Origin of the sequence: Brevundimonas sp. NPDC092305 (assembly GCF_044755415.1) — a bacterium.
Taxonomy (GTDB): Bacteria; Pseudomonadota; Alphaproteobacteria; order Caulobacterales; family Caulobacteraceae; genus Brevundimonas.
The window spans coordinates 252,888-276,068 of the sequence record NZ_JBIVQY010000001.1 but is presented as its reverse complement, the minus strand read 5'-3'; the positions used below and the strand labels follow the sequence as shown (position 1 = coordinate 276,068).

Here is a 23,181-nt window from a genome sequence, read left to right as displayed (position 1 = left end):
AGGGATTAGAGGAGCCGCATGAGCGATGTGACCACCGATCCCCTTGCCCTGAAGCAGGCTGAGACCCGGGCCTGGTTCGAGACCCTGCGCGACCGCATCCACGCCGGTTTCGAGGCGCTTGAGGACGCGGCCCCCGCCGACCTGTTTCCCGGCGAACCCGGCCGCTTCGTCCGCACGCCATGGACGCGGCCCGAGGGCGGCGGCGGGGTCATGGGCATGATGCACGGCCGGCTGTTCGAAAAGGTCGGGGTGCACGTCTCCACCGTCCACGGCGCCTTCCCGACCGACTACGCCAAGTCGGTGCCCGGCGCGGCAGAAGATCCGCGCTTCCACGCCACCGGCATCAGCCTGATCTGCCATCCGGTCAGTCCGCGCGTGCCGGCGGTGCATATGAACACCCGCTTCATCTCGACGACCCGCAGCTGGTTTGGCGGCGGCGGCGACCTGACGCCCGTGCTGGATGTCGACCGTCGGCAGGACGCCCCGGACACCGTCGATTTCCACGCCGCCATGAAGGCCGCCTGCGACGCCCACGATCCGGACTGGCACGCGAAGTTCAAGGCCTGGTGCGACGAGTATTTCTTCCTGCCCCACCGCAACGAGCCGCGCGGGACCGGCGGCATCTTCTACGACCACCACGACAGCGGCGACTACACCCGCGACTTCGCGTTCACCCGCGACGTAGGGGAGGCCTTCCTGCGCGTCTATTCCGACATCGTCGCTCGCCGGATGGCCGAGCCATGGACAGCGGAAGAGCGTGAGGAGCAACTGGTGCGGCGCGGCCGATATGTCGAGTTCAATCTGCTCTACGACCGGGGCACGATGTTCGGGCTGAAGACCGGCGGCAACGTCGACTCGATCCTCAGCTCCATGCCGCCGGTCGTGAAGTGGCCCTAGATGCCTGAGCCCGCGGCTTCATCCGGCGGCGGGATCAGCCCGAGGAAGCGGCGAATCCAGACGGCCATCAGATCGCGATCATTGGGCCGGCGCAGGCTGTCGATGGCCTGATCGGCCAGCGTGTCCGGAATGCGCTTTCCCCGCCGCCCCTCGACCAGCGCGGCGGCGTAGGCGGGCTGGAACTCCGGATGACATTGGAAGCTCATCGCGTCGTCGCCCCACGCCAGACCGGCATAGGGGGTGAAGGCGCTGCAGGCGATGACGCGGGCGTCCGAAGGAACGTCCAGCACCTGATCCTGATGGGAAACGGGGATCGAAACCGTCCGCGCGCGCGGATGCATCCACGTCTCTTCGGACACGACATCGTAGGTGTGCAGACCCACGCCCCAGCCCTTGTCGGACTTCTCGACCCGCGCGCCAAAGGCATGGGCCATGATCTGGTGGCCGAAGCAGATGCCGATCAGTCGCGTCCGCCCGCGCGCCGCCTTCAGCCAGTCCGTCAGAGGTCTGATCCACGGCAGGTCGTCATAGACCCCCGCCGCCGAGCCGGTCACGATCACGCCTGCGAAGGATGCGGCGTCGGCCGGCAGCTGGCCCTCCTGCACATCGAACCGGACCGTCGCCACGCCCTCGCCGAGCAGCGCCCGAAACCGCGCCGGATAGTCGTCGAAGGCGTCGCGCAACGCCTCTGGCGGGCGGCCGGTCTCAAGGATGGCGATGCGGGTCATGCGGTCTCCTCTCCCCGACATAGGGGTCAAGGCCACCATGGAAAAGCGTTCAGGCCGCCTCGAGGTCCGTGTCCGCAGACAGGACCCGGCCGATCGCCGCCATCAACGTCGCCAGTGTGATCGGCTTGGACAGGTGCCCGTCCGCCCCTGCGGCGCGCCCCTGCTCGACATGTTCGGTCAGGGCGTTGGCGGTCAGCATGATGATCGGCGTGCGGGCCAGATCATGCTCGGCCTCGTGCGCGCGGATCGAGTGGGTGGCGGTCAGGCCGTCCATCACCGGCATCTGCATGTCCATCAGCACGACGTCATAACCACCGCCCCTGAAGGCGTTCAGGGCCTGCAGACCGTCCTCGACGGCTTCCAGCTCCATGTCCGTAGCGCCAAGCATGATCTCGACCACCTTGCGGTTGGCGGGGTGGTCGTCGGCAAGCAGAATCCGCAGCGGCCGGTCCTCGACCTCGGCCACGTCCGCGCTCTCGATCTCCGCCACCGCCGCGTCCGTGCGCGGGAGTGGGATGTCGAAGAAGAAGACCGACCCGGTCCCCGGCGCGCTCTCGCAGTCCAGTTCACCGCCCATCAGGGTGACCAGCGCCTGGGAGATGGCGAGCCCCAGTCCGGTGCCGCCGTAGCGACGGGTGATCGAGCCGTCGGCCTGCTGGAAGCGCTGGAAGATGCGCTTGCGCTGATCCTCGTCGAAGCCGACGCCCGTATCGCGCACCTCGAAGCGAACGCGGTCGTCGCCGACCGCGCGCACGATCAGGCTGACCGAACCCTTACTGGTGAACTTCAGCGCATTGCTGATCAGATTGGCCAGCACCTGACGCAGGCGGATTGCGTCGCCTTCGACGGCGCCGTCCAGTGCGGCGTCCATGTCTACGACCAGATCGACGCCCTTGTCGTCGGCCCGGGCGCGCCACAGGGCGCCGATGTCGTTCACCGCCTGACGCAGCACAAAGACCGTCGGCTCCAGACTGACCTGCCCCGCCTCGATCTTGGCGCTGTCCAGAATGTCGGAAAGCAGCCGCTCCAGCGTCGCACTGGAGGACCGGATCAGCTCGATCATCTCATGCTCCTGCGGCGCCAGATCCCGGCGCGCCAATGCATCCGCCATCGACACCACGCCGTTCAGGGGCGTGCGGATTTCGTGACTCATATTGGCGAGGAACTCGCTCTTGGCCCGGTTCGCCTCCTCGGCCTTGCGCTGGGCGAGCTTCAGCCGCCGGCCCTGCCGCATCTGCCACCAGACGACGCTGCCGGCGCACAGCAGGAAAATCACCCCGATGCCCATGATCGCGCCCTGCAGGCGGGTGTTGGCGCGGGCGGTCTCCAGCTGGGCGCGGCGCTGGTCCAGCTGCTGCTGCATGTCGCCGGTGACCTGATGGATGCCCGAGCTGAACCCGCGGGCGTCCGCGATCTGCTCCTCACGCATGTGAGACCGCAGAAGGCGGTAAGCCTCGCTTGCGCGACCTTCGGCGAACAGAATTTCCGCCTCGACATGAGCCACGTCCGAAGCCTGACCGACATTTCCGGCCAAGGCGCGATAGGCGGTCAGATCGCGACGGGCGCCCGCGAGGTCGCCGGTCTGTGCCCGCGCGATCGCCCGCAGCGGCAGGATGTCCATGGCCAGAAACGCCGCGTCGCCAAAGTCCTCGCCGAACGGCGCAAGGCAAGCCAACACCGCGCCCGGCATGGACCGGGCGTCCGCCACCATGGCGCACAGGCTGCTGTCATAGACCTTGAGCGACGGTAGATCCGACCGCCTCGCCGATCGGTGGTGAGCGGTCCAGAACGCCTGGGCGTGTTCCAGATCGCCGACCCGCACGGACATCTTGGTCAGATTGTACAGACTGTCGAAGTCGGGGCGCGGATAGGCGGGGTTGGAATAGTCGATCTCGAACTTGCGGAAGGCGGCGGTCGCGCCCTCGATGTCGTCCAGATCCTTCAGTCCCATGCCGACGACTTCCCAGATGCCGGCGCGCGCCGTGGCGGCGTAGGGATCGACGGCGGGAATGTCGGCCTGCGCCCGGGTGAGCATCTGCAGACCCTCGCCGACACGGCCCTGATCCATCAGGGACAGGGCCACCAGACGGGCGGCGTGGGCGCGCACGAACCAGTCGTGGTCATCGCCCAGATAGGTACGCATGTCGCGGGCGACGGCGACCTCGCCCTGATCGTAGCGAATGGTCAGGGTGTTCAGGCGCGCGATATCGGCATAACGCTTGTCGCCCTGCCGTGCGGCGCCCTCCGCCAGCCGCTGGTTCCAGATGGCGGAGTCCGCGAAGTCGCCCTGGTTCAGGACGGTCCAGGTCACGTGATAGAGCCGGTTCAGCCCCTCGCGATCCTTGCGGACCATGGCGGCCTCACCGAAGGCGCGTAGGTCGGCGAAGCTGGTCGCGGCGGCGCGCTGCTCGACGAAGCGCGCCAATTGCACGGCTTCGGCCGACGAAGGCGCGGCGGCGGCGGGATTGTGAACCGGCGGGGCCGCACTCACCGGGGCGGCGATGAGCATCACAAGGGCCGCCAGACCCGTAAGGACGAAACGTAACAACGACATGCAAAGCCCAACTTGAGCATTCGTCGTTACCCCAGAGATGTTGAACAAGGCTTAGCACGCGCGAGACGGCGTCATACGGATGCGCTACAGGGCCGCGCATGTCCGAAGATCCCGTCGTCCTGATTAACGTCTATCGATGCGAACCAGAGCGGCAGGCGCTGCTGATGGAACATCTCGCGGTCATGGTCCGCGCCCAGAAAGATCTGGACGGCTTCATTTCGGCCACGCTGCACCGGGGCCTGAACGGCAAGGTCGCGGCAGTGCATGCCGTCTGGGGGTCGCGGGACGAGTGGAAGGCGATGGCCCGCCATCCGTCGGTGGTTGAGGCGATGGAGCCGATCATGGCCATCGCCACCTTCGAGCCGCACCTCTACGAGCCCGGCGAGGTTATCGACTAGGTCGTCCAGACCTCGGCCCGGGCGCCGGCGTCGCCCAGCGTGTTCGCGACCCAGCCGCAGATTTCACTCGCTGCGGCCTCCGCGCCCGCAGGCGGGTTCAGCACCACCATCGTGCAGCCGTTCATCTTCATCGGATTGGCCAACGGCCGCAGCCGCGCCTCGGCCACCAGTGCGCCGTTCACGCCCGATTGCGACAGGCGGCGCAGGAAGCCGTCGAACGTTTCCATGTCCTTCAACGGCGTCCAGATGGCGACCGTGGCGCGGGCGTCCTGACGCGCGACGGCGGCCCCGACGTCTGCGGCGCGGATGTAATCGTCCGGGCGTTCGAATGGCGGATCGATCAGCACCAGTGCGCCCGGCGTCTTCCTCGCCTCGACCGCCGCCTGATCGAAGCCGTCGCCGCCGCGCGCCGCTGCGCCGGCGAAGGGCGCCAGCGCTTCGGTCAGCAGGTCCAGCACCGGCGGGTTCAGTTCGTAGCCGACATAGCGGTCCTCAGCTCTCAACCGGCCCGCGGCCAGCAGCGGCGACCCCGGATAGAGGGTGGTTGCACCCCGCGGGTTCAAGGTCCCGACCTCTTCCGCCAGCGCCTCGATAAGCGGTGGCCGTTCCGCGGCGCTCATCAGCCGCGCGATGCCGGCCTCGGCTTCACGCGACCGCGTCGCATCGCCGGTCAGGTCATAAACGCCGGCGCCCGCGTGAGTGTCGATCACCGTCACCGGTCCGGCCGCCTGTCGTCGCTCCAGCAGCCACAGCAGAAGGGCGTGTTTGACCAGATCGGCGAAGTTTCCCGCGTGGAAGCTGTGGCGATAGTTCATGAGGGTCGTGTCGCGGTGCGCGACGCGTCGGTCAAGCCCGTGGAACCTGCGTGGCGGCGGCGCCGTTGCCCAATCCCGACAGGAGCGCCGAATTGGTCTTTCACGACAAATGGAACGAAAGGTTGCGGATGACCCTCCGCGACGCCGGCGCTTGAGCGACGCTTCACTCTCCGACATTCCCAAGGGCCTGACATGGTGCAGCGACGAGCGGCCGGGTCTGAAGCGAACGGCGGCCAGGTCTGGCTTCACCTATCACGACCAGCACGGCGACCTGATCTGCGATGAGAAGGTGCTGGACCGCATCCGCATGCTGGCCATCCCGCCGGCGTGGACCGACGTCTGGATCTGTCCGCGCGCCTCAGGCCATATCCAGGCCACCGGCCGCGATGTGAAGGGCCGCAAGCAGTACCGCTATCACAACGACTGGAGCAGCCACGCGTCGGAGACCAAGTTCGAACGCCTGCCCGCCTTCGCCCGTGCTTTGCCGAAGCTCCGTCGCAAGGTCGAGGCCGACCTCGCCAAAAGGGGAGCGTCGAAAGAGAAGGTGCTGGCGACGGCGGTGAGGTTGCTGGAGCTGACGCTGATCCGGGTCGGCAATGCCGAGTACGCAAAACAGAACCGCTCCTACGGCCTGACCACGCTGAACAAGCGGCACCTCGAAGTGGACGGGGCGGCCCTGACCTTCGCCTTTCGCGGCAAGAGCGGCAAGGATCATGAGGTCAAGGTGCGCGACCGCCGGCTGGCGACCCTTGTGCGCAGCCTTCGTGAGTTGCCCGGTCAGCAACTCTTCAAATACCGCACGGCCGACGGGGATCTGTGCCCCATCACCTCGGACGATGTGAACGCCTACATCCGCGAGGCGATGGGCGATCAGTTCTCGGCCAAGGATTTCCGCACCTGGGCCGGCACGGTCTCGGCGGCGCGGGCGCTGCGCGAAATGGACGAGCCGACCTCCGCCACCGATGCGAAGCGAAAGATCACCGTTTGCGTGAAGGCGGTCTCCGGCCTGCTCGGCAATACGCCGACGGTATGCCGCGCCTCCTACGTCCATCCGGCGGTGTTCGAACTGTTCGAGGCTGGCAAGCTGAGGGCGGCCCTGCCGGGCGCCGAAACGGCCGGCTTCGAGAAGGCGCTGATCCGGCAGCTGGCCTGAAACCTGACGCGAACCTGACCGCGTCCGCACACGGATCATTCAGATATCAGCGTGCACAGTGCGGGGATGGCGCACGTGCTTCCATTTCCGCGCGAAGCTTTCCGGCTGGATATCAGCCGCCGGACGCAGGCCGTCGTCGTGGGCGTTATCGCCGTCGTCGCCCTGATCGCCCTGCGTCTGACCCTTTCGCCTCCCGTCCCCGCCATGGCCGCACCTCTGCCGGCCGCCTCGGTGGAAACCGTCGCGCCAGACCTGATCGGCCCCGCACGCGTTGTCGATGGAGACCGGCTCTGGATTGAGGGCGTCGAGGTTCGCCTCTCCGGCGTCAACGCCTTCGACCTGACCCAGACCTGCGGAGACGTGGAGTGTGGGGTCGAAGCTCGCCGCGCCCTGCACCGTATGATCGCCGACCGCACCGTCACCTGCCTTGAGGCCGACGCAGGGACGTTCACCTGTTCCGTGGACGGCGTGGACATCGGCGGCGCCCTGATCCGGGGAGGTCACGCCATGGCGGATGGTCCGATGTACCACAACGCCGAGATCGCCGCCCGCGCCGACCAGACCGGCGCTTGGGCCAGCTGACCTCGACTTCCGACGGCATCTGAGAGATAACGCCGGTCGTTCACGCAATCGGGGGGATTGTCGATGGGTGTTTCAAACGCATTTTTGCGCCTTGGCGTCGTGGCTCTGATCGTCGGGGTCGGTCTGGGCATGTGGATGGGCGCGAACGAGGACTTCACGCTCCGGCCGATCCACGCGCACATCAATCTGGTCGGCTGGGCGTCGATGATGTTGATGGGCTTCTTCTACCGGCTGCTGCCACAGGCGGCGGGGCGGCTGGCGTGGATCCAGCTGGCCGTCTTCACGCTCGGCTTTATCCTGATGATGACCGGCCTGTCGGCCATGCTGCTGGGCAATGAGGCCCTGCTGCCCCTGCTTCTGGCCGGCGAGCTGCTGACCGGGCTGGGCATTCTGATGTTCGCGGTGATCCTGTTCCGGGCGACCGGCGGACGCGAAGTCGCGCCCGCCTGATCCCGGTCAGGCGGCCCAGTCCAGCACGACCTTGCCAGACTTGCCGGCCTTCATGACCTCGAAGCCCTTCTCGAAGTCCTGATACGGCAGCTGGTGGGTGATCAGCGGCTGCAGGTCCAGCCCGGCCTTCAGCAGACCCAGCATCTTGCGCCAGGTCGTGAACATCTCGCGCCCGTAGACGCCCTTGATAGTCAGGGCCTTGAGGATGATCGCACCCCAGTCCGTTTCCATCGGCTTCGATGGAATGCCCAGCAGCGCCATGCCGCCGCCCATGATCAGCGTGTCGACGCATTGTTTGAAAGCGATCGGCGAGCCCGACATCTCCAGCGCCACGTCGAAGCCGACCTTCAGGCCCAGCTCGTGCATGACGTCCTTGAGGTCTTCCTTCGTGGTGTTCACCGTCCGAACGCCCGGCGCGACCTTCTGGGCCAACTCCAGACGGAAGTCGTTGATGTCCGTCAGAACGACGGTGCGCGCGCCCGCGTGACGGGCCACGGCGGCGGCCATCATGCCGATCGGCCCTGCGCCGGTGACCAGCACGTCTTCGCCAAGCAGGTCGAACTGCTGGGCCGTGTGCACGGCGTTGCCGAACGGATCGAGGATCGAGCCGATCTCATAGGGTACGTCGTCCGGCAGCTCGATGACGTTGAAGGCCGGCGCCACGACGTATTCCGCGAAGGCGCCCTGACGGTTCACGCCGATGCCGCGGGTATCCGGGTCGAGGTGAAAGTGCCCGGCGCGGGCGGCTTCGGAGTTCAGGTCGATGACATGCCCCTCGGCCGAGACGCGCTGGCCGACCTTCAGGCGGCGATCCACATCCTTGCCGATCTGGACGATCTCGCCCGAGAACTCGTGGCCGGTGATCATCGGCACGGGGACGTTCTTCCGAGACCACTCGTCCCAGTTCCAGATGTGGATGTCGGTCCCGCAGACGGCGGTCTTGTGAACCTTGATCAGGACGTCCTCGTCGCCCGGCGTCGGGATCGGCGCGTCGATCAGCTCCAGCCCTTCGGCGGGTTTCGTCTTGGCCAGGGCCTTCATCGTGTCGGTCATCGTTCGCTCCCGTCGAGGCGGGTGTCCCGCCGTTCGTTGGCGCACGGCATAGCGCACTACGGCCAGACCTCAAGCGTCACCTTCCGTGATGGGGGTGAACCGGCACCGCCGTCGAGGGTTAACGCCCCATGGCGCAGCCCCCATCTCCTGACTTCCCACGGCCCCTCGCCCTGCTGTGCGTCGCCGTGCTTTTGGCGGCCTGCGAGAATAGCGGAGAGGCGAGCGAGACAGCGGAAGGTCGGCCGTCTGAGGAACATGTAGCGGCCACCGCCCCGACACCGCCCGCCGAGGCTGCTCCACCATTATCCAAACCCGCGCCATCACAGCCCGCATCGACGGACGGACTGCCGTTGATACCGGGGGTCTATGTACTGACCGGCTCATCATGCGCCAGCCCCGCCAATGCAGGCTTCCGCGTCTTCGACGGGCGCGGCATCAGCGGCTCGGCGACGCGCGCGTGTCGTTCGACGGTCCGCTCCAGCGATGGAGAGGCCTACCGCGTAGACCAGTCCTGCGAGGACACCTACAGCGGTCAGCGCACTACGGCGGCGCAGACGATCCGCATCCCCGACCCGCAGTCTTTCACGCTTGTGGAGCAGGGCGAGACGGCAATGAGTTTCCGCCGGTGCCCCACGGGCGAAGCGCCCGACTATCTTGAGGAGATGGTCGCGGCCGACTGACGTCGCGTGTCAGATAACGCCCAGCTCCTTGCCGGCGGTCGTGAACGCAGCGACCGCTTGATCGATCTGTTCAAAGGTGTGCGCCGCAGACATCTGGGTGCGGATGCGCGCCTGACCGCGCGGCACCACAGGGAAGCTGAAGCCAATGACGTAGACGCCCAGCTCCAGCGCCCGCGCCGCGAAGTCCTGCGCCAGCCTGGCGTCGCCCAGCATGACCGGAATGATCGGATGCTCGCCCGGCAGCAGGTTGAAGCCGGCCTCCGTCATGGCGGTGCGGAAGCGGCGGGCATTGGCGAACAGCTGCGTCCGCAGGGCGTCGCCCTCTTCGCCCGAGGCGATGCGGATGGCCTCCAGCGATGAGCCGCAGACGGCCGGCGACAGGGCGTTGGAGAACAGGTACGGCCGCGCCCGCTGCTTCAGCAGTTGCACAACGGGTCCGGTGGCGCAGATAAAGCCGCCCATAGCCCCGCCCAGCGCCTTGCCGAAGGTGCCGGTCACAAAATCGACCTTGACCCCGCAATGCGAGAAGGAGCCCCGGCCCCGCTCGCCCATGAAGCCGGTGACGTGGCAATCGTCGACCATGATCAGGGCGTCATACTGGTCCGCCAGCGCCCGCACCTGATCCAGTTTCGCGACATAGCCGTCCATCGAGAAGGCGCCGTCGGTGGCGATGATGATGTCGCGCGCGCCGTCGGCCCGGGCCTGCTTCAGCTGGGCTTCCAGATCGGCCATGTCCGAGTTTGCGAACCGGTACCGCTTCGCCTTGCACAGCCGCACGCCGTCGATGATCGACGCATGGTTCAGGCTGTCCGAGATGATCGCGTCCTCGGCCCCGAACAGCGGCTCAAAGAGGCCGCCGTTGGCGTCGAAGGCGGCGGCGAACAGGATGGCGTCCTCGAAGCCGAGATAGTCGGCGATCCCACGCTCCAGCTCCTTGTGGATTTCCAGCGTGCCGCAGATGAAGCGAACCGAGGCCGTGCCCGCGCCCCACGTCTGTTGCGCTCTGATCCCCGCCTGCACGACGCGCTCGTCTCCGGCGAGACCGAGGTAGTTGTTGGCGCAGAAGTTCAGCACCTCGCGCCCGCCGACCTTGATCACCGGGCCCTGCCGGGAGGCAATGACCCGTTCGGGCTTTGTCAGGCCCTGGGCGTCGATGTCGGCGAGTTCCGCGGAGACGCGGTCATGAAATGTCGCTGTCATGGGCGCTCCGCTACGCGGTTTTCGCCCGCGTTTGAACCCCCGTCATCGTGGCCCGATCCCGTCATCAAGCCACAGGTTCGGGCGCCGCGACCTTCGGCTCGGCCTCCGACCGGAACGGCGTCACGTCCATGCGACCGCCGCAGGGCGTCAGCGCCTGATCCAGTAACAGCGGAGCGGTATCTCCCGGCGCGATCACGCGGATGCGGGTCGCGGAAGGGCAGACGCGCTCGCCCTCGCCTTCATGCGGCACGACGGTCCAGGCTACATCGAAGAAGGCCTTGCCCTGCGGCGCAAGCTCGACGGGCTGGGGCGACTGACCGGAGCGCAGGTAGGACCAGAGGGCCTGATCGGCGCGGATGGCGGTCAGGTCGCGCCCCTGCCGGTCCTGCAGGGTCACCTTGGGATAGCCCGTGAGGCTGCACGCCTGCGCGCCGAGGTTCTGGACGCCGACGATGGCGATGCGGTGCCCCATTCCGGCGTCCCCGCCTTCGGCCGAAAGGCGCAGCTGGGGCCCCTTGCACGGCGGGTTGACGGCGTTAGCGGCGGCGGCCGGCAACGGAGCGGGCTCCGGTTTGGCGGGGGCGACGTCGGGCGCGGGGCGGCTGCAACGTTGCAGCACCACCGGGTCGGCCTCAAGATTCTCCGGCACGCGGGCCAGCACCGCCGTCTCTTCGCCATTCCGGACCGCCGTGCGCCATTCCAGCTCGGTCCCGGCGTAGCGCGCGCCGGACGCAGTGGTCAGGGCGTCGAGCCGCTGGGTGCGGCCCTTGTAGGCGACTTCCGCCGTAGTGGCGTTGGGATAGGCCACGGCGATAATCGCCCCGCTTTCGCACGTATAACTGGCCTGAACAGCCGGCGCCGGCGTTGGCTCAGGTTGGGGCGGCGCCTCCGCCGGCCGATTGCAGGCGGCGAGGGCCAGGGTGCTCGCAACGATGACCTGAAGACGACGGCTCATGACTCACTCCCGCGACATCCTTCCTCAACGCCGGGATACGGCGAAGGTTCGCGGTCAGGCCGTCAGGACGCGCGGCAGCTTGAAGGTCACGGTCTCGCGCGCGCCGTCGTCCTCCACCACCTCGGCGTCAAAGCGGGCGCGAACGGCGTCGACCAGATCCTCGATCAACTGCTCGGGCGCAGAGGCCCCGGCAGTGATGCCCAGCGTCGAAACGCCGTCGAACCAGCTCCAGTCCACCTGCCCGGCGTCGTCCACCAGACGGGCGTCGCGAGCTCCGGCGCGCAGGGCCACCTCGACCAGACGCACCGAGTTGGACGAGTTCTTGGACCCGACCACCAGCACCAGATCGCAGCCTTCGCCCAGCCGCTTGACCGCTTCCTGTCGGTTGGTCGTCGCGTAGCAGATGTCTTCCTTGTGCGGGTCCGGCAGCTCCGGAAATCGGCGCTTCAGGGCCGCCAGAATGCCGGCGGTGTCGTCGACCGACAGCGTCGTCTGGGTGGCGTAGGCGAGAGGCGTGTCGCCCGGCCGCTCGAACACCTCGGCGTCCTCGATCGTCTCGATCAGGCTGATCGCGCCTTGCGGCAGCTGGCCCATCGTGCCGACGACCTCGGGGTGGCCGGCGTGGCCGATCAGAAGGATGTGGCGGCCCGCCGCGTGATGACGCTCCGCCTCCACATGGACCTTGGACACCAGCGGGCAGGTGGCGTCGAGGAACAGCATCTCCCGCGCCCGTGCCGTCGCGGGCACCGACTTGGGCACGCCGTGGGCCGAAAACACCACCGGCCGGTCGTCCGGACAGTCGTCCAGTTCCTTGACGAAAACCGCGCCCGCGGCCCGCAAGCGTTCGACCACATGGCGATTGTGCACGATCTCGTGGCGCACATAGACGGGGGCGCCATACTTCTCCAGCGCACGCTCGACGATCTGGATGGCGCGGTCGACCCCGGCGCAGAAGCCGCGCGGCGTGGCGAGGCGCACTTTCAGGGGCCGGCGCGGCGCGATGGGCTGGTGGATCGTCATCGCGCGCAATCTAGTCGTTCCGGCCGTCCGCCGCCACACGTCCGCGCGCGGAATGCCGGTTTGCCGCGCCTCGCTTTAGCCGCTATCAGCGGCGAGCGTTCGCGCGGCGTCGGGCTGGCGTCGCGCACCCCTGTCTTCTGGAAGAGCCTCTCGATGCGTCGCGTCCTCACGGTTTCCCTGGCCTCGGCCCTCGCCGCCCTGTCGATGGCGGCCTTCGCCGGCGACGCCGAGGCGCAGTCACAGCAGCGACGTCAGGACCCGTCCGGCCGGGGCGAGAACGCCGACGGCAGTCAGGCGAACGAACGCGAGCGCGCGCCCCGTTTCGCGCCGCTGCGCCGTCGCGCCAACGCCGGCCCCTGCCCCTATGTGAAGATCCTGTACGACGCCGCGCGCTACGTCGAACTGACCGGCGACCGGGTCAACGCCCAGAACGTGGGCTTCACCGGCGAGATCGAAGGCCTGACCTCGGACTGCGCCTACCAGTCCGACGATCCCATCACCGTCCAGACCCGCGTCCTGTTCAACCTCGGCCGCGGCCCGCTGGCCCAGGGCGACCAGCGCACCTATCGCTACTGGATCGCCGTGACCGAGCGGAACAAGGCCGTGCTGGCCAAGGAATATTTCGACCTGCCGGTGACCTTCGACGGCGCCCGCACGACGATGGTGACGCAAGACCAGACCATCGTGATACCGCGCGCTGAAGCCACCACCAGCGGCGACAACTTCGAAATCCTGGTCGGCTTCGACGTGACGCCCGAGATGGCCGCGTTCAACACGTCCGGCAGCCGCTTCCGCGTCAACGCCGGCACCACCGCCCCGGCCGCTGCCCCGGCCCAGCCCCCCGCGCAGTAATGACCGATCTGAGGACCGAACTGGGCGAAGCGGCCGCCGCCGCCTTCGCCGCCGAAGGCGTGGACCCGTCGCTGGCGCGCGTAACCGCGTCCGACCGGCCCGATCTGGCCGATTTCCAGTCCAACGGCGCTCTTGCCGCCGCCAAGGCGCTGAAGGCCAATCCGCGCGAGCTGGCGGGCAAGGTCGCCGCGCGGCTTGAGGGCGACCCGCGTCTGTCGTCGGTCGAGATCGCCGGGCCCGGCTTCATCAATCTGAAGGTCTCCGACGCCGCGCTGGCGAAGCGGGCGGCCGAGGTCGCGGAGGACGCGGATCATGCGGGTGCTGCCGTCGTCGCCGACCCCCGTAAGGTCGTCATCGACTACGCCGGCCCGAACGTGGCCAAACCTATGCACGTCGGCCACCTGCGCTCGTCCATCATCGGCGAGAGCCTGAAGCGACTGTACCGATTCCGCGGCGATCAGGTCTGGGGCGACGCCCACTTCGGCGACTGGGGCTTCCAGATGGGCCTGCTCATCGTCGCGCTCGCCGACGAAGGAACCGCCGACGCCTTCATGGCCGACGGCGACGGCCCCTTCCCGACCGAAAGCCCGGTCACGCTCGAGGACCTTGAGCGGCTCTATCCGACCGCCGCCGCGCGCGCCAAGGAAGACCCCGCCTTCCGCGACCGCGCCCGCAAGGCGACCGCCGAACTGCAAGCCGGCCGCGCCGGCTTTCGCGCCCTGTGGGCCCACTTCGTCACCGTCAGCCGGGGCGCGCTGCAACGCGAGTTCGGCGCACTGGGCGTCACATTCGACCTGTGGAACGGGGAATCAGACGCCGATCCCCTGATCCCCGGCATGGTCGAGGAACTGCGTGAGAAGGGCCTGCTGGTCGAGGATGACGGCGCACAGGTGATCCACGTCGCCCGCCCCGGCGAGACCCGCAAGAAGAAGCTGCCCAACGGCTCGGTCATCGAGGCGCCCAGCCCGCCGCCGCTTCTGGTCGTCTCGTCCGAGGGCTCGGCCATGTACGGCACGACCGATCTGGCCACGATCAAGCAGCGCCGCCGCGATCAGGATTTCGACCTCGTCCTCTACGTCGTCGACGAACGGCAGGCCGAGCATTTCGAACAGGTGTTCCGGGGCGCGTACCTCGCCGGCTACGCCGCGGAGGGCCAGCTGGACCATCTCGGCTTCGGCACCATGAACGGGCCCGACGGCAAGCCTTTCAAGACCCGCGCGGGCGGCGTGCTGAAGCTGCACGACCTGATCACCCAGGCGACCGACAAGGCGCGCGAACGCCTGCATGAGGCGAAGCTGGGCGAGGACCTGTCGCCTGAGCAATTCGAGGACATCGCGCAGAAGGTCGCCGTCGCCGCCCTCAAGTTCGCCGACCTGTCGAACAGCCGGACTACCAGCTACATCTTCGACCTCGACCGCTTCATGAGCTTCGAGGGCAAGACCGGCCCCTACCTGCTGTATCAGGCCGTCCGCATCAAATCCCTGCTGCGCCGCGCCGCCGAACAGGGCGTGACGCCGGGCCCGATCCTCATCGCCGAACCGGCCGAACGCGATCTGGCCCTGACGCTGGACGCCTTCTCGCAGGCCGTGACCGAGGCCTACGACAAGAAGATGCCGCACGTCGTGGCGGAGCACGCCTACCGCCTCGCCCAGTCGTTCTCGAAATTCTACGCCGCCTGCCCCGTGCTGGTCGCGCCGGATGAGGCGACCAAGGGATCGCGTCTGGCCCTTTCGAAGGCGGCGCTGGATCAGCTGGAGACCGCCCTGACCCTGCTGGGCATCGACACGCCGGAGCGGATGTAGGCTAGACTGGCGGCTCTTCCCGGAGCGCCTCATGTCCCTCGACGCCTACATCGCCGGCTTGCCCAAGGCCGAATTGCACCTTCACATCGAGGGCTCGCTCGAGCCGGAGTTGATGTTCGAGCTGGCGCAACGCAACGGCGTCGCCATTCCGTTCGACAGCGTCGAGGCGGTCCGCGCCGCTTACGACTTTTCGAACCTGCAGGACTTCCTCGACATCTATTACGCGGGCGCCAACGTCCTGCTGACGCGGCAGGATTTCGAGGATCTGGCCTTCGCCTATTTCCAGCGCGCTGCAGCGGACAACGTGCGCCACGCTGAAATCTTCTTCGACCCACAGACCCACACCGATCGCGGCGTGCCCTTCGGCGTGGTCGTCGAGGGCCTGATCGCCGGCATGGACCGCGCGAAGGCCGAACTGGGCGTCACCAGCGGCCTGATCCTCAGCTTCCTGCGCCACCTGACCGAGGAGGAGGCCTTCGCCACCCTGGAGATGGCCAAACCGTATCTGCACCACTTCATCGGCGTCGGGCTGGACTCGTCCGAGGTCGGGCATCCCCCGTCGAAGTTCGTCCGCGTCTTCGGCGCCGCCCGAGAGCTGGGCCTGAAACTCTGCGCCCACGCTGGCGAAGAGGGACCGCCGGCCTATGTGCACGAGGCGCTGGACCTGCTGCATATCGACCGCGTGGACCACGGCAATCGCTCCATGGAAGACGAGAGCCTGATCGAGCGTCTGGCCGCCGAGCAGATGACCCTGACGGTCTGCCCTCTGTCGAACCTGAAGCTCTGCGTCGTCGACGACCTCAAGGACCACCCGGTCCCCGAGATGCTGCGCCGCGGCCTGCACGTCACCCTGAACTCGGACGATCCCGCCTATTTCGGCGGCTATGTGAACGCCAACTACGCAAAGCTGGCCGAGGCCGTGGGCCTGACCCGCGAGCAGGTGACCCAGATCGCGATCAACAGCTTCGAGGGCAGCTTCCTCGGCGACGCCGACAAGGCCGCCCGCATCGCTGAGGTTAAGGCGTACGCGACATAGAAAAGGGGCTCGCCCGAAGACGCGCCCCTTCCTTCGCTTCTAACCCGGACTCAGATCGGCAGGATCGCCGTCCCGAACGCGCGCTTCAGCTCATGCGCCGCAAAGGTCTGCGCCGCCGCGGCGTCTGGCACCACCAGACCCATGCCGAAGAACTCGTGCGTCGAGCCGTTGAAGGTCTTGTGCCGCACGTCCACGCCGGCGGCTTCCAGCCTCTCGGCCAGTTGCTCGCCCTCGGTGCGCAGCGGATCGATCTCGGCCAGAATGACCGTTGACGACGGCAGGCCCGCCAGATTGGCCGCGCCCACCACGTTCACGCGCGGGTCGGCCGTCTCGCTCTGGTCGTTGAAGGTGTGCTTCACGAACCATTCGATCATCGGCTTGTTCAACGGCTTGGCGTTGGCGTTCTCGATATAGCTTTCATTGTTCAGGTCATTGCCGACCAGCGGATAGACCAGCACCTGATGCATCGGCGCCTGCAGACCCTGATCGCGCGCCGCGATCGAGACGTTGATGGCCAGATTGCCGCCCGCGCTCTCGCCCATCACCGCCACCTTGCGGGGGTCGCCGCCGATCGACTGGGCGTTGGCCAAGGCCCACTTCCAGGCTGCGACCGCGTCATCGTGGGCGGCAGGGAATTTGTTCTCGGGCGCCTGACGGTAGTGAACTGACAGCACCACCACATTGGCGAAGCGCGATACGCCCCGCGGGCCGCCGTCATAGACGTCCAGATCGGCGATCACAAAGCCGCCCCCATGGAAGTAGACGACCAGCGGCTTCAGGTCGTCGCTGTCGAGGTTCGGGCTGTAGATGCGCGCCTGCAGCGGGCCAGCCGCGCCGTCGATGATGATGTCACGGGTCTGGATGCCCAGCGTCGGGTCTTCGTCCTTGACCGTGTCGCGCAGGATCTTCTGCACGGCGTCGGTCGGCGTCGGCTGGTGACGCGCTTCCTCTGGCGACAGCGTCTCGATCGGCTTGCCGCCTAGCCCGGCCAAGGTGTCCAGCACCTTCTGCATCATCATGTCGGGCTTGCCCGGCGTTGTGCGCGGCTGGTCGTCGTTGCCGAAGATCTTGTCGAGGATAGACATGGAAGAGGTCTTTCGTTTTCAGGGAGTTGTCACGAACTGCCCAAAGAACCGCATCGCCCGGCCCTTGTTCCGTACGCCACAGCTTGACTTGGAGAGGGAGTCGGGGCCTTTGGGCCTCGCTCTCGCGGGAGAGATCGGGCCGTTCCGGCGGTCCGGAGCCGAAGGCGCAACCGCCCCGGAAACGCTCAGGCAAAAGGACCGCGAAGCACTCGGACGCTGGAAAGCAGGCTTCGGCCTCGCCGACGGAGCAAGGCGCCTCGAAAGGGTCGCCGAAATCTCTCAGGCTTCAGGACAGCGGGGGCGCGAGGACGGCGGAGCTTTCCGCATCAACACGCGACTGCGAGAGTCTGAATGGCCGACGAACAACTGAAGACCACCCCGCTCAACGCCGCGCATCGCGCGCTGGGCGCCCGCATGGTCGGCTTCGGCGGCTATGACATGCCGGTCCAGTACGAGGGCGTGCTGGCAGAGCATCGCTGGACCCGCGAACACGCCGGCCTGTTTGACGTCTCCCACATGGGCCAGTGCAAGATCACCGGCAAGGACGCCATCGCCCAGTTCGAGCGCTTCGTGCCGGGCGACTATGCGATCCTGAAGGAGGGCAAGCAGAAGTATTCGCTGCTGCTGAACGCCGAGGGCGGCATCCTCGACGACCTGATGGCGGGCAAGCCCGACCACGACGGCCTGTTCGTCGTCGTCAACGCCGGCAACAAGGAGGCCGACTTCGCCTTCCTGCAGGCCAGCCTCGAAGGCGACGCGAAGCTGACCGTTCTGGACGACCGCGCCCTGATCGCCATTCAGGGGCCGGAAGCCGCCGAGGTCATCGCGACGCATGACGACATCCTGCTGGAACTCGGCTTCATGGACGTCGCCCGGGTGAGGCTGTTCGGCGTCGACTGCTACATCTCCCGCTCGGGCTACACCGGCGAAGACGGCTTTGAGATCTCGGTGCCGGCCGCCGACGCCGAGCGCATCTGGAACACCCTGCTGGAAGACGCCCGCGTCAAGCCGATCGGCCTCGGCGCCCGCGACAGCCTGCGCCTCGAGGCCGGTCTGCCGCTGCACGGCCACGACATTGATCCCGACACCAGCCCGGTAGAGGGGGCGCTCAACTTCGCCCTGTCGAAGTCGCGCAAGGAGCGTGCTGACTTCAACGGCGCCGACCGCATCCTGAAGGAACTGGCCGACGGCCCGTCGCGTGTTCGCATCGGCCTGCACGTCAAGGAAGGCGCCCCGGCCCGTGAAGGCGCCGAGATCGCCGACGCGGACGGAAACGTCATCGGCAAGGTCACCTCGGGCGGTCCGTCCCCCACGCTGGGCCACAACATCGCCATGGGCTACGTCCCGCCCGCATTCGCAGCGCTGGGCACGGATCTGAAGGTCATCGTGCGCGGCAAGCCCGCCGCCGCCGAGGTCGTCGCCATGCCCTTCGTCGCCCAACGCTATTACCGCAAACCCAAGGCCGCCTGACGGCTTCCCGGAGAACTGAGATGCGCTTCACCAAGGATCACGAGTGGGTAAAGGTCGACGGCGACATCGCCACCGTCGGCATCAGCAAGCACGCCGCCGATGCGCTGGGCGACGTGGTGTTCGTCGAGACGCCGGAAGCCGGCAAGACCGTCTCGAAGGGCGACAGCTTCGCCGTGGTTGAGAGCGTCAAGGCGGCCTCGGATGTCTACGCCCCGGTCGCCGGTGAGGTGGTTGAAGGCAACGCCGCCCTCGCCTCTGCTCCCGAAACCGTCAACGCCGATCCCCAAGGCGAAGGCTGGTTCGCGAAGATCAAGGTCAGCGACGCCAGCGAGATCGAGGCCCTGATGGATCAGGCCGCCTACGACCAGTACCTCACCACGCTCTGAGCCATGGCGCGCTTCGCCCTGTGGAAGTCGGACCTGTCTCCGCCTGCGGACCACTTCGAGGCCGCGGTGCGGGAGGTCGTGGCCGATTTCGGGGCAACCTGGCTGGAAGACGACGAGGACTTCGACCTGCGTCTTCGCGACGGCACGGGCATCGAGGTGTGGTTCCATGGAGATGACGATGGCGTCGACATCGTGCTGGCCGCGCCTCATGAGGGCGCCTTGGAGTTGATCCATGCCGTCGCGGATCGGACCTGCTGTTTCACGGTCGGAGATCGTAGTTCTTCCGCGCGTAGCCTGACGTCGACCGGCGGCGTTCGGCCCGAAGACCACGCGGACCTTACGGATATGGACCCGCCTGTGGACCGCAGGGCGTTCATCGAGTGGATGCGAGCTGAAATGACCGGGAAATCTCCGGCGCCGCAAGCTGGCGGCCGTAGCAAGAGTTCACCATGGCAGCGGCTGTCCGACGCCCTGTTCGGAAAAGAGATGTAAGATGCGCTACCTCCCCCTGACCCCTGACGACCGCGCGGCGATGCTCGCCGCCATCGGTGCGAAATCGATCGACGACCTGTTTGTGGACGTGCCGCAGGCGGCGCGCCGTGACGGCTTCGTCGACCTGCCTCGCGTGGCAGGCGAGCTGGAGGTCGAGCGCGCGCTCGGCGCCATGGCGACCAAGAACGCGGCCGCCGGTTCGGTGCCCTTCTTCTGCGGCGCGGGCGCCTACAAGCATCACGTCCCGGCAACGGTCGACCACATCATCCAGCGGTCCGAGTTCCTGACGAGCTACACGCCCTACCAGCCGGAAATCGCCCAAGGGACGCTGCAGTATCTCTACGAGTTCCAGACGCAGGTCGCGAACCTGACCGGCATGCCGGTGGCCAACGCCAGTCTCTATGACGGTTCGACCGCCATGGCCGAGGGCGTGCTGATGGCGACCCGCGTGACCCGCCGGAACAAGGCGGTCATCTCGGGCGGCGTACATCCCCACTACGTCCGCGCCACCGAGACCGTGGTCCATGCCGTCGGCGTCGAGACCGAAGCCCTGCCGGCTGCCGTGGACGCCGAGGCTGACGTGATCGCGAAGATCGGTCCGGACACCGCCTGCGTGGTCGTCCAGACCCCGAACGTCTTCGGAACAGCCACCGACGTGACGAAGATCGCCGAGGCGGCGCACGCCGCCGGCGCCCTGCTGATCGTCGTGGTGACCGAGGCCGTATCGATGGGCCTGCTGAAGTCGCCGGGCGAGATGGGCGCAGACATCGTCGCGGCGGAGGGCCAGTCGATCGGCAACGCGCTCAACTTCGGCGGTCCCTATGTCGGCCTGTTCGCCTGCCGCGAAAAGCTGATCCGCCAGATGCCGGGCCGCCTGACGGGCGAGACCGTGGACGCCGACGGCGAGCGGGGCTTCGTCCTGACCCTGTCGACGCGCGAGCAGCACATCCGGCGCGACAAGGCGACGTCGAACATCTGCACCAACTCGGGCCTCTGCACCCTGGCCTTCACCATCCACATGAGCCTGCTGGGCGAGACGGGGTTGCGCAAACTGGCCCTGCTGAACCACGAGAAGGCGCTGGCGACCCGCGACGCGCTCGCCGCCATTCCGGGCGTCGAGGTCCTGACCCCGCGCTTCTTCAACGAGTTCGCTGTGCGGCTGCCGAAGAACGCGGCCGAGGTCGTCGACACCCTCGCCGGCCATCACATCCTCGCGGGCGTGCCCTACAGCCGCCTCGCGCCGGAAGCCGGCATGGACGACGTCCTGCTGGTCGCGGCGACCGAGACCACACTGGATCACGACATCAAGTTCCTGGCGGCCGTGCTCGCCAAGGTTCTGGCGGCCTGAGCGGAGACGAGACCATGAGCACCATGAACACCGTCGGCCGTCCCACCGCCCCCAATGCCGTGGACCACGACTACAAACACCCGACCCTGACCGGCGGCCGCGGCCTGCTGCAGAACGAGCATCTGATCTTCGAGAGCGACGGCTGGGGCAAGACCGGCGTCGACCTGCCGGAGCCGAAGTCTGACGGCGGCGATCTGGGCGATCTGGTCCGCAAGGATCCGATTGGCCTGCCCGGCCTCAGCGAACCCGAGGCCATGCGCCACTATGTGCGGCTGTCGCAGAAGAACCACGCCATCGATCTGGCCATCTATCCGCTGGGATCGTGCACGATGAAGCACAACCCGCGCCTGAACGAGAAGATGGCCCGCCTACCGGGCTTCTCGGACATCCACCCGCTGCAGCCGATCTCGACCGTTCAGGGCGCGCTGGAGCTGATGGACACCCTGGCCCACTGGCTGAAGACCCTGACCGGCATGCCCGCCGTCGCCCTGTCGCCCAAGGCCGGCGCGCACGGCGAGCTGTGTGGCCTGATGGCCATCCGCGCCGCCCACGAAGCGTCGGGCCAGCATGAGAAGCGCCGCAAGGTGCTGGTGCCGACCAGCGCCCACGGCACCAACCCGGCCACCGCCGCCTTCGTCGGCTACACCGTCGTGGAAGTGGCCCAGACCGACGACGGCCGCGTGGACGTGGCCGATCTGGCCGCCAAGCTGGGCGACGACGTCGCCGCCATCATGGTGACCAACCCGAACACCTGCGGCCTGTTCGAGCGCGACATCCTCGAGATCAGCCGCCTGACCCACGAGGCGGGCGCCTATTTCTACTGCGACGGGGCCAACTTCAACGCCATCGTCGGCCGGGTCCGCCCCGGCGACCTCGGCGTCGACGCCATGCACATCAACCTGCACAAGACCTTCTCCACGCCCCACGGCGGCGGCGGTCCGGGCGCGGGTCCGGTGGTGCTGTCGGAAGCGCTCGCGCCCTTCGCCCCGGCTCCGTGGGTCGTGCATGACGACAACGGCTACCGGCTGGTCGAACGCGAGGAAGACGAGGCCGCCCAGGCCTTCGGCCGCCTGTGCGCCTTCCAGGGCCAGATGGGCATGTACGTCCGTGCGCTCAGCTACATGATGAGCCACGGCTCCGACGGCCTGCGTCAGGTCGCCGAGGACGCCGTCCTGAACGCCAACTACATCAAGGCCCGCCTGTCGGACCTGATGAGCCCCGCCTTCCCCGACGGCCCCTGCATGCACGAGGCCCTGTTCGACGACGAATGGCTGAAGGGCACGGACATCACCACGCTCGACTTCGCCAAGGCGATGATCGACGAGGGCTTCCACCCGATGACCATGTATTTCCCGCTGGTCGTCCACGGCGCCATGCTGATCGAGCCGACCGAGACGGAGTCGAAGCAGGAACTGGATCGCTTCATCGAGGCGATGCGGGCTCTGGCCGGCGCGGCCAAGGCTGGCGATGTCGACCGCTTCAAGGGCGCCCCGTTCCACGCTCCCCTGCGTCGTCTGGACGAGACCCGCGCCGCCCGGTCGCCCATCCTGCGCTGGACCGCGCCGGAAGGCTCGAACATCGCCGCGGAATAGGAAGGGTCAGGCCTTCTGACCCGCCACCTCGCGCAGGGTGGCGAAAGCCGCCCTGCCGAACACCTCCGGCGCCTCATCGCCGCTGGTCAACCAGGCCTCAGTGCTGAGCTTCAGAATGCCGATGGCGGCTGACGCGGCGACGCGGCAGGCCAGATCGGTCTCGGGCAAGCCCTTCCGGCGACACAGCGCGGCCGCCAGCACCCGCTCGACCTTTTCGTACTTGGCCTGATCGCCGGCGGCGAGCGCCGGCGTGTCCTTGATCAGCCGGGCCAGCGCCCTCGCCTGCGGATCGCGATGATCGCGCGCCATATCGAGGAAGGCGTTTTCCACCATCAGTAACAGCGGCTCGTCCGCAGGGCGGCCCTCGATCGCCGCAGCAACGAGATCCGGAAAGTCGGCCTTGGTGGAAAAGACGATCTCTTCTTTGGACTCGAAATAGTGGAACAGGCTGCGACGCGAGACACCGGCCGCCCCGGCGATCTCGTCCAGCGTTGTCGCCTCGAAGCCCTGCCTCAGGAACAGGCTGATCGCCTCGGACTGGATCCGCGCATGGGTCTCCGCGCGTTTGCGCTCACGCAGGCCCGCCGATCCGAAAGAAATCTTTTCTTGCACGTCTTGCATATTTGCATTGAG

23 protein-coding genes and 2 riboswitches are annotated in these 23,181 nt (G+C 67.5%); of the genes, 14 read left to right on the top strand and 9 right to left on the bottom strand.

The genetic code is table 11. The annotated features are described in order from the left end of the window. Nucleotides 1–27 precede the first annotated feature (27 nt). A complete protein-coding gene (gene hemF / locus ACIQC9_RS01250; RefSeq protein WP_400615339.1) occupies nucleotides 28–897 on the top strand; it encodes an oxygen-dependent coproporphyrinogen oxidase in 870 nt (289 codons plus the stop codon). On the opposite strand, the gene ACIQC9_RS01245 is transcribed toward hemF, so the two are convergent. Beyond that, on the bottom strand, nucleotides 894–1,625 hold the full coding sequence (locus ACIQC9_RS01245; RefSeq protein ID WP_400611796.1) for a type 1 glutamine amidotransferase: 732 nt from the start codon (nucleotides 1,623–1,625) through the stop codon (nucleotides 894–896). The genes hemF and ACIQC9_RS01245 overlap by 4 nt on opposite strands. A 49-nt stretch (nucleotides 1,626–1,674) precedes the next feature. Then, complete coding sequence (locus ACIQC9_RS01240; protein ID WP_400611795.1) at nucleotides 1,675–4,179, bottom strand: ATP-binding protein; 2,505 nt, start codon at nucleotides 4,177–4,179, stop codon at nucleotides 1,675–1,677. 98 nt (nucleotides 4,180–4,277) lie between these two features. Here ACIQC9_RS01240 and ACIQC9_RS01235 point away from each other — a divergent pair, with 98 nt between their 5' ends. Further along, nucleotides 4,278–4,577 (top strand): antibiotic biosynthesis monooxygenase family protein, encoded by a 300-nt coding sequence (locus ACIQC9_RS01235; RefSeq protein ID WP_400611794.1) that lies wholly within the window; start codon nucleotides 4,278–4,280, stop codon nucleotides 4,575–4,577. On the opposite strand, the gene rlmJ is transcribed toward ACIQC9_RS01235, so the two are convergent. Continuing rightward, a complete protein-coding gene (rlmJ, locus tag ACIQC9_RS01230; protein ID WP_400611793.1) occupies nucleotides 4,574–5,392 on the bottom strand; it encodes a 23S rRNA (adenine(2030)-N(6))-methyltransferase RlmJ in 819 nt (272 codons plus the stop codon). The genes ACIQC9_RS01235 and rlmJ overlap by 4 nt on opposite strands. A 151-nt stretch (nucleotides 5,393–5,543) precedes the next feature. On the opposite strand from rlmJ, the gene ACIQC9_RS01225 reads away from it, so the two are divergent. The 3 genes from ACIQC9_RS01225 to ACIQC9_RS01215 all read left to right on the top strand — a co-directional run bounded on the left by ACIQC9_RS01225 (nucleotide 5,544) and on the right by ACIQC9_RS01215 (nucleotide 7,577). Beyond that, nucleotides 5,544–6,545 (top strand): DNA topoisomerase IB, encoded by a 1,002-nt coding sequence (locus ACIQC9_RS01225; RefSeq protein WP_400611792.1) that lies wholly within the window; start codon nucleotides 5,544–5,546, stop codon nucleotides 6,543–6,545. 75 nt (nucleotides 6,546–6,620) lie between these two features. Continuing rightward, nucleotides 6,621–7,127: a thermonuclease family protein gene (locus tag ACIQC9_RS01220; RefSeq protein WP_400611791.1), complete on the top strand. Its 507-nt coding sequence runs from the start codon at nucleotides 6,621–6,623 to the stop codon at nucleotides 7,125–7,127. A gap of 99 nt (nucleotides 7,128–7,226) precedes the next feature. After that, nucleotides 7,227–7,577, top strand: a complete 351-nt coding sequence (locus ACIQC9_RS01215) for a hypothetical protein (RefSeq protein ID WP_400611790.1) — start codon at nucleotides 7,227–7,229, stop codon at nucleotides 7,575–7,577. A 6-nt stretch (nucleotides 7,578–7,583) separates the two neighbouring features. On the opposite strand, the gene tdh is transcribed toward ACIQC9_RS01215, so the two are convergent. After that, entirely contained in the window at nucleotides 7,584–8,618 is a 1,035-nt protein-coding gene (gene tdh / locus ACIQC9_RS01210) for an L-threonine 3-dehydrogenase (protein ID WP_400615338.1), read from the bottom strand. Between the two features lie 362 nt (nucleotides 8,619–8,980). Between tdh and ACIQC9_RS01205 the strand changes: the two genes are divergently transcribed. After that, the gene (locus tag ACIQC9_RS01205) at nucleotides 8,981–9,310 is read left to right on the top strand and encodes a hypothetical protein (RefSeq protein WP_400611789.1); all 330 of its coding nucleotides are present in this window, start codon (nucleotides 8,981–8,983) and stop codon (nucleotides 9,308–9,310) included. A 9-nt stretch (nucleotides 9,311–9,319) separates the two neighbouring features. On the opposite strand, the gene ACIQC9_RS01200 is transcribed toward ACIQC9_RS01205, so the two are convergent. The 3 genes from ACIQC9_RS01200 to ispH all read right to left on the bottom strand — a co-directional run bounded on the left by ACIQC9_RS01200 (nucleotide 9,320) and on the right by ispH (nucleotide 12,485). Further along, nucleotides 9,320–10,510: a glycine C-acetyltransferase gene (locus tag ACIQC9_RS01200; RefSeq protein WP_400611788.1), complete on the bottom strand. Its 1,191-nt coding sequence runs from the start codon at nucleotides 10,508–10,510 to the stop codon at nucleotides 9,320–9,322. 64 nt (nucleotides 10,511–10,574) lie between these two features. After that, entirely contained in the window at nucleotides 10,575–11,465 is an 891-nt protein-coding gene (locus ACIQC9_RS01195; protein ID WP_400611787.1) for a DUF4232 domain-containing protein, read from the bottom strand. 54 nt (nucleotides 11,466–11,519) lie between these two features. Then, nucleotides 11,520–12,485, bottom strand: coding sequence for a 4-hydroxy-3-methylbut-2-enyl diphosphate reductase (gene ispH, locus ACIQC9_RS01190; protein ID WP_400615336.1), 966 nt, complete (start codon nucleotides 12,483–12,485; stop codon nucleotides 11,520–11,522). Nucleotides 12,486–12,638: 153 nt separating this feature from the next. Between ispH and ACIQC9_RS01185 the strand changes: the two genes are divergently transcribed. The 3 genes from ACIQC9_RS01185 to ACIQC9_RS01175 are packed head-to-tail and all read left to right on the top strand — an operon-like array spanning nucleotide 12,639 to nucleotide 16,175. After that, a complete protein-coding gene (locus ACIQC9_RS01185) occupies nucleotides 12,639–13,337 on the top strand; it encodes a Tat pathway signal sequence domain protein (RefSeq protein WP_400611786.1) in 699 nt (232 codons plus the stop codon). Continuing rightward, nucleotides 13,337–15,139, top strand: a complete 1,803-nt coding sequence (gene argS / locus ACIQC9_RS01180) for an arginine--tRNA ligase (RefSeq protein ID WP_400611785.1) — start codon at nucleotides 13,337–13,339, stop codon at nucleotides 15,137–15,139. The genes ACIQC9_RS01185 and argS overlap by 1 nt, the downstream gene beginning before the upstream one ends. 31 nt (nucleotides 15,140–15,170) lie before the next feature. Then, nucleotides 15,171–16,175 (top strand): adenosine deaminase, encoded by a 1,005-nt coding sequence (locus tag ACIQC9_RS01175; protein ID WP_400611784.1) that lies wholly within the window; start codon nucleotides 15,171–15,173, stop codon nucleotides 16,173–16,175. A gap of 50 nt (nucleotides 16,176–16,225) precedes the next feature. Here the strand turns inward: ACIQC9_RS01175 and ACIQC9_RS01170 are convergent, their stop codons facing one another. Then, nucleotides 16,226–17,260, bottom strand: coding sequence for an alpha/beta hydrolase (locus ACIQC9_RS01170; protein ID WP_400611783.1), 1,035 nt, complete (start codon nucleotides 17,258–17,260; stop codon nucleotides 16,226–16,228). A gap of 115 nt (nucleotides 17,261–17,375) precedes the next feature. Next, a riboswitch (glycine riboswitch) is annotated at nucleotides 17,376–17,471 on the top strand. A 3-nt stretch (nucleotides 17,472–17,474) separates the two neighbouring features. Continuing rightward, a riboswitch (glycine riboswitch) is annotated at nucleotides 17,475–17,557 on the top strand. Between the two features lie 54 nt (nucleotides 17,558–17,611). Here ACIQC9_RS01170 and gcvT point away from each other — a divergent pair. The 5 genes from gcvT to gcvPB are packed head-to-tail and all read left to right on the top strand — an operon-like array spanning nucleotide 17,612 to nucleotide 22,548. Then, on the top strand, nucleotides 17,612–18,730 hold the full coding sequence (gcvT, locus tag ACIQC9_RS01165) for a glycine cleavage system aminomethyltransferase GcvT (RefSeq protein ID WP_400611782.1): 1,119 nt from the start codon (nucleotides 17,612–17,614) through the stop codon (nucleotides 18,728–18,730). A 20-nt stretch (nucleotides 18,731–18,750) separates the two neighbouring features. Further along, entirely contained in the window at nucleotides 18,751–19,116 is a 366-nt protein-coding gene (gene gcvH / locus ACIQC9_RS01160; protein ID WP_400611781.1) for a glycine cleavage system protein GcvH, read from the top strand. 3 nt (nucleotides 19,117–19,119) lie between these two features. Then, entirely contained in the window at nucleotides 19,120–19,608 is a 489-nt protein-coding gene (locus ACIQC9_RS01155) for a hypothetical protein (protein ID WP_400611780.1), read from the top strand. Between the two features lies 1 nt (nucleotide 19,609). Next, entirely contained in the window at nucleotides 19,610–20,956 is a 1,347-nt protein-coding gene (gcvPA, locus tag ACIQC9_RS01150; protein WP_400611779.1) for an aminomethyl-transferring glycine dehydrogenase subunit GcvPA, read from the top strand. 14 nt (nucleotides 20,957–20,970) lie between these two features. After that, nucleotides 20,971–22,548 carry an aminomethyl-transferring glycine dehydrogenase subunit GcvPB gene (gcvPB, locus tag ACIQC9_RS01145; RefSeq protein ID WP_400611778.1) on the top strand — a complete coding sequence of 526 codons (1,578 nt, stop codon included), beginning with the start codon at nucleotides 20,971–20,973 and terminating at the stop codon, nucleotides 22,546–22,548. Nucleotides 22,549–22,554: 6 nt separating this feature from the next. On the opposite strand, the gene ACIQC9_RS01140 is transcribed toward gcvPB, so the two are convergent. Beyond that, complete coding sequence (locus tag ACIQC9_RS01140) at nucleotides 22,555–23,169, bottom strand: TetR/AcrR family transcriptional regulator (protein ID WP_400611777.1); 615 nt, start codon at nucleotides 23,167–23,169, stop codon at nucleotides 22,555–22,557. Nucleotides 23,170–23,181: the final 12 nt, after the last annotated feature.

Bases quoted from the DNA above. Each gene is read 5' to 3' on its own strand.
- ACIQC9_RS01245 (WP_400611796.1), bottom strand. From the start codon at position 1,625: ATGACCCGCATCGCCATCCTTGAGACCGGCCGCCCGCCAGAGGCGTTG.
- ACIQC9_RS01240 (WP_400611795.1), bottom strand. From the start codon at position 4,179: ATGTCGTTGTTACGTTTCGTCCTTACGGGTCTGGCGGCCCTTGTGATG.
- ACIQC9_RS01235 (WP_400611794.1), top strand. From the start codon at position 4,278: ATGTCCGAAGATCCCGTCGTCCTGATTAACGTCTATCGATGCGAACCA.
- rlmJ (WP_400611793.1), bottom strand. From the start codon at position 5,392: ATGAACTATCGCCACAGCTTCCACGCGGGAAACTTCGCCGATCTGGTC.
- tdh (WP_400615338.1), bottom strand. From the start codon at position 8,618: ATGAAGGCCCTGGCCAAGACGAAACCCGCCGAAGGGCTGGAGCTGATC.
- ACIQC9_RS01200 (WP_400611788.1), bottom strand. From the start codon at position 10,510: ATGACAGCGACATTTCATGACCGCGTCTCCGCGGAACTCGCCGACATC.
- ACIQC9_RS01195 (WP_400611787.1), bottom strand. From the start codon at position 11,465: ATGAGCCGTCGTCTTCAGGTCATCGTTGCGAGCACCCTGGCCCTCGCC.
- ispH (WP_400615336.1), bottom strand. From the start codon at position 12,485: ATGACGATCCACCAGCCCATCGCGCCGCGCCGGCCCCTGAAAGTGCGC.
- ACIQC9_RS01185 (WP_400611786.1), top strand. From the start codon at position 12,639: ATGCGTCGCGTCCTCACGGTTTCCCTGGCCTCGGCCCTCGCCGCCCTG.
- argS (WP_400611785.1), top strand. From the start codon at position 13,337: ATGACCGATCTGAGGACCGAACTGGGCGAAGCGGCCGCCGCCGCCTTC.
- ACIQC9_RS01175 (WP_400611784.1), top strand. From the start codon at position 15,171: ATGTCCCTCGACGCCTACATCGCCGGCTTGCCCAAGGCCGAATTGCAC.
- ACIQC9_RS01170 (WP_400611783.1), bottom strand. From the start codon at position 17,260: ATGTCTATCCTCGACAAGATCTTCGGCAACGACGACCAGCCGCGCACA.
- gcvT (WP_400611782.1), top strand. From the start codon at position 17,612: ATGGCCGACGAACAACTGAAGACCACCCCGCTCAACGCCGCGCATCGC.
- gcvH (WP_400611781.1), top strand. From the start codon at position 18,751: ATGCGCTTCACCAAGGATCACGAGTGGGTAAAGGTCGACGGCGACATC.
- ACIQC9_RS01155 (WP_400611780.1), top strand. From the start codon at position 19,120: ATGGCGCGCTTCGCCCTGTGGAAGTCGGACCTGTCTCCGCCTGCGGAC.
- gcvPA (WP_400611779.1), top strand. From the start codon at position 19,610: ATGCGCTACCTCCCCCTGACCCCTGACGACCGCGCGGCGATGCTCGCC.
- gcvPB (WP_400611778.1), top strand. From the start codon at position 20,971: ATGAGCACCATGAACACCGTCGGCCGTCCCACCGCCCCCAATGCCGTG.
- ACIQC9_RS01140 (WP_400611777.1), bottom strand. From the start codon at position 23,169: ATGCAAGACGTGCAAGAAAAGATTTCTTTCGGATCGGCGGGCCTGCGT.